Raw genomic sequence first — 3,814 nt, forward strand, 5'->3', positions numbered from 1 at the left:
GAAGTACCTCAATAGAGAAGGTTGTTTACCTCCTTATCTGACAACGCCTCTCTCAAAAAATCCATTGGGATTGTTTAATGGATATTTAAGCGATGTGGTCAACCTGCAGCAGTTTGATTATGTCATGTTATCCAACATTTTCGATTGGATGAATGATGAAGAGATAGATGAAAGCATCGAACTGCTGCGGGAGCTAAAAAAAGGGGCTGTACTAGTTTATCGACAGCTTAATAACCATCGAGATTTGTCAGCCCGGTTAGAGCCTTCATTCAGGTTGCACGAGTCATTATCCAGGGACTTTCTAAGCCAGGATAGAAGCATGTTTTACTCCAGGTTAGTGATAGCTGAAAGGGTATAGCAATGATTTCAACCAAGGTTGTATCAGCTGCAGAAATACCTGCATTTGAGCACGAGTTAAGAGCATTGGAGGAAGGCTTCGAGTACCCCTTGAATGGTTCAAGCTCCTTCCGCATAAGCCATGGGACTGATTACGCGCAATTCTTCTCCAGAATGGGGGAGGCCTACTTTGTATTGGCTTTCTCTTCGGAGAGGTTAATCGGATGCATGGCGATAGTTTTCAAAACGATAGAGTTAAGTGGTAAGAAGGAAAGAAATGCCTGCTATTTTTGTGATCTAAAGATTTGTGATGACTTCAAAGGGAAGAAAGTCAGCGCCAAAATGTACCGGACGATCTTTCGTTGGTTTATCACCTCAAGAAAAATACTTTCCTGGCCCTTGGTGTACTTTATTGCGATGCAAAGTGAAAAAGGAGATTTCAAGAAAAGAAGCACCTCCAATTTCTTGCGATGCTTGTTCGGTTGTGTAGCTGATATGAATGTGTATTTTTGTCCTGTTCAGCAGTTGGAAACACTAGGGGAGGCTTCCAATCAATATCACAAGAAAATAAGGCTTTCTTTACCGTCACATGAAGAAGGTGTCTTAACAGAGCTGGGTGGAATAAAAGACCTCACGGATACTCAGACAAGCCAGCCTATTATATTGGCTCATGTCACGGCTCATCATGAGTTCACATCCAAAACATTGATGTACCTCGCTGGAATCAAGCCCGGATCGAAGAGCAACGCTTTAGCCTGTTTTGCTGTCGATGCTCGCGAAACGAACATTATCGATTCCCTTGATCGGCAGGGATTAACTGCCAATGGAAAAGCCAAAGTGTATTGCACATTCTGGGATCAACGATTGTTAAAACAACATGCGGTGTGGCTTGGTACCAATGAAATTTAATGTACTGAAAGGAGTAGAGCGAATGAACGAAGTTATCAATCAAATATTGTCAGACAGCGATTATGAGAATAATCCGTACTTTACGAATTTGAGGAATGGAAGTTTTTCAAAAGAAGATTTCATTGAAACTCAAATACAGTTTTATTTTGCCGTCGTTTTTTTCCCACGGCCAATGGCGGCCGCTGCAGGAAAAATACCCACCCATAAGGCTAGACTGGAGATTATGCGCAATGTTTGGGAAGAACACGGGGTAGGGAAGGAGGAAGAGTTCCACGGCAGTTCATTCAAGCTATTTTTAGAGCGAGTGGGTGGAGTCAATGAGTGCGATATTATTCATCGTAAACTATGGCCTGAGGTGCGTTCATTCAACACTCTGCTTATCGGGGCTTGCGTAATGGATGAGTACATCGTCGGTGTTGCGGTGCTCGGAATGATAGAGCTAATGTTCAGCCATATCTCATCATGGATTGGTCAAAATGTCGTCGAGAATGGTTGGATCACGAAGGCAGATTTAATTCACTACAATCTGCATGAAGAGCTTGATATCAAGCACTCTCAGGACTTCTTCGATGTACTTCGGCCTGCGTGGGAGCGATCAGAAGAAGATCGATACTTAATAGAGCAGGGATTAAGTATGGGCGCCTATGCTTTTAACCGGTTGTACTTCGATTTGTATTTAAGCAGAGAAAGGCGAGCGTTATCTGAAATGGAAATCCATCGACATCAGAGAACGTAAAGCCGGCCAGAGGACAACGATCTGACGAGCAAGAAATGGGTGGAACCCGACCTCATGCTGCATAATTCAGCCAGGTATCGTCGTAGCCGCATTCGGTGATGTACCCCATTACGACATTGAACAGTTTTAGCGTCCAAAACTCTGCATCATTAATACCTTCAATCTGGATATTATTGTGGTAGTCCTCGGTGGCCATGTCGGCCAATGCCCAGAAGGAGTCGGAAATTTTAACGGCATCTTCTTCGCTGGTAATGTCTGCACGAGATAAGACGAAATTCAGGAAGAAAGTGTCGTTCATTTTCTTTGCGTAGTGGATGGCCAGCGTTTTTGCGGTTGTTTGTTCTTCTGTAAATACAATCACTTGTGTATATCTCTTCAAGTAAAAAATTAATTATAGCTGATTGTTTGTTGATTTGAAGATAGGAAATTGGGTCTAGTTCTTTATGCATTTTGGCAACTTATTGGCCGGTTAAAAGCTGAACAATAAGTTGGGCGATTGAATGGACCTTGAGTAGAGTTTTGAAGGGGAGAGCTTTTACACCTTAACCGGACTACTGATTAACGGCCTAAAATTTGCGATGAGGACTTTGGCGGCCTGCTATCAATGAGTCTTCTGAAGGTTTTTTGTTTCGAGATTGAGCATGGCTAATAGCATATCCGTGAGTTCGTCCTCGCTGATGGTGTCGCCGTATATGCTATGCAAGGCTTTGGCGAAGGCGATTCGAAGGTCCTGGTTTTCTTCACTGGCTGTGGCTGGATTCGCCATGAGTTCCGTCACTGATCTCAGTACAGCTGCTTGCCACCGGGCGGTGGTCTTCAGACCGCCGCCGGTGTCATCAATCAGTTTTTCCTTCTTCAATTGGCGAAGGATTGAGTCCTGCATGGATCAGGCTGCCTGACTGGCTTCGTGCTCTTTTACATAGCGGACTATATCAAGCGTTTCCTGCCTGAACTGTTCATAGTCGATTTGCTGTGCGTTAATGAAGGTGCTTCCCATCATGCTGACAGCACCCATCAGACTGGCTTCGGCAATTTCCTCATCTGAGGCACCAAACATGCGTGCGGCTTCAGTGTGGAATAAGACGCAGTATTTACAGCGGGTTGCACCTGCTACGGCCAGACCAATCAATTCCTTATATTTGTTGGGTATTTGGGTATCTGCCAGCCAAAAATCCCGGGTGACTGTCCAGAAACCGTTCACACCACCTTCGGGCATTTGCTTAATCCATTCAGGTACCAGTCCCAGTGTCTGTTGAATTTCCTGATACGTGTCTTGAATAGCCATATAATACCCCCTTGCTCTCCATTGGATGAATTCCTGCGGAAAGCAAAAATCAGTATATCACCTGCTTGAATACTGGAGAGTAATGCGTCATAGGAGGATAGGGGAATAGCATGTAAATCAGATAGATAGGTTTAGAATGATTGGGCGCTAAAATTTTGTGTATAGATGAATAAAGGATATACATGGTGAGTCATTTAGCATGCTGAAAAGCCCCTGTCTCATTGGTGGTTCGATGACATATATGGCATATAAATTCATGAATATTGTTCCTTGTGGATTGTGGACCGGGTGTCTGCGTTGACCGATACTTTAAGAGGGAGAGCAAGAAGGAGAGGACAACGATAAATCAGCCATAAATCAAGAGCGGTAAATCTACAGATGGGTTTATGGCATAGACATGCAGGGCGGCTGGAATCCACCATCGAAGCTACCGATGCCTGCGCTTGTCGATATATTTAGGGAGGCTCTGAATAACTCCCCAAATCAGTCATAATACGGCCAACTTCACTCATCAGGAATACTATCCATGGATCAGATGACTTTCTCCG

At 44.1% G+C, this 3,814-nt stretch carries 6 protein-coding genes; 3 read left to right on the plus strand and 3 right to left on the minus strand.

Going from position 1 to position 3,814, the window contains the following annotated elements; translation table 11 throughout:
• From F566_RS0100350 to F566_RS0100360, 3 genes are all read left to right on the plus strand, one after another.
• On the plus strand, positions 1-358 hold a 358-nt coding region (locus tag F566_RS0100350), incomplete at its 5' end, for a DUF3419 family protein (protein ID WP_020404988.1).
• A 2-nt stretch (positions 359-360) separates the two neighbouring features.
• Positions 361-1,245, plus strand: a complete 885-nt coding sequence (locus tag F566_RS0100355) for a hypothetical protein (protein ID WP_020404989.1) — start codon at positions 361-363, stop codon at positions 1,243-1,245.
• Positions 1,246-1,267: 22 nt separating this feature from the next.
• Positions 1,268-1,981, plus strand: a complete 714-nt coding sequence (locus F566_RS0100360) for an iron-containing redox enzyme family protein (RefSeq protein WP_020404990.1) — start codon at positions 1,268-1,270, stop codon at positions 1,979-1,981.
• 52 nt (positions 1,982-2,033) lie between these two features.
• Here F566_RS0100360 and F566_RS0100365 read toward each other — a convergent pair whose 3' ends face one another.
• The 3 genes from F566_RS0100365 to F566_RS0100375 all read right to left on the minus strand — a co-directional run bounded on the left by F566_RS0100365 (position 2,034) and on the right by F566_RS0100375 (position 3,266).
• The gene (locus tag F566_RS0100365) at positions 2,034-2,342 is read right to left on the minus strand and encodes a hypothetical protein (protein ID WP_020404991.1); all 309 of its coding nucleotides are present in this window, start codon (positions 2,340-2,342) and stop codon (positions 2,034-2,036) included.
• 240 nt (positions 2,343-2,582) lie between these two features.
• Positions 2,583-2,864, minus strand: coding sequence for a hypothetical protein (locus F566_RS0100370; protein WP_020404992.1), 282 nt, complete (start codon positions 2,862-2,864; stop codon positions 2,583-2,585).
• A 3-nt stretch (positions 2,865-2,867) separates the two neighbouring features.
• On the minus strand, positions 2,868-3,266 hold the full coding sequence (locus F566_RS0100375; RefSeq protein WP_020404993.1) for a carboxymuconolactone decarboxylase family protein: 399 nt from the start codon (positions 3,264-3,266) through the stop codon (positions 2,868-2,870).
• Positions 3,267-3,814 lie beyond the last annotated feature (548 nt).

This window comes from Hahella ganghwensis DSM 17046, from assembly GCF_000376785.1.
Lineage (GTDB): Bacteria > Pseudomonadota > Gammaproteobacteria > Pseudomonadales > Oleiphilaceae > Hahella > Hahella ganghwensis.

Coding starts and splice junctions, on each gene's coding strand:
- F566_RS0100375 (WP_020404993.1), bottom strand. CDS start 3,266: ATGGCTATTCAAGACACGTATCAGGAAATTCAACAGACACTGGGACTG.
- F566_RS0100370 (WP_020404992.1), bottom strand. CDS start 2,864: ATGCAGGACTCAATCCTTCGCCAATTGAAGAAGGAAAAACTGATTGAT.
- F566_RS0100355 (WP_020404989.1), top strand. CDS start 361: ATGATTTCAACCAAGGTTGTATCAGCTGCAGAAATACCTGCATTTGAG.
- F566_RS0100360 (WP_020404990.1), top strand. CDS start 1,268: ATGAACGAAGTTATCAATCAAATATTGTCAGACAGCGATTATGAGAAT.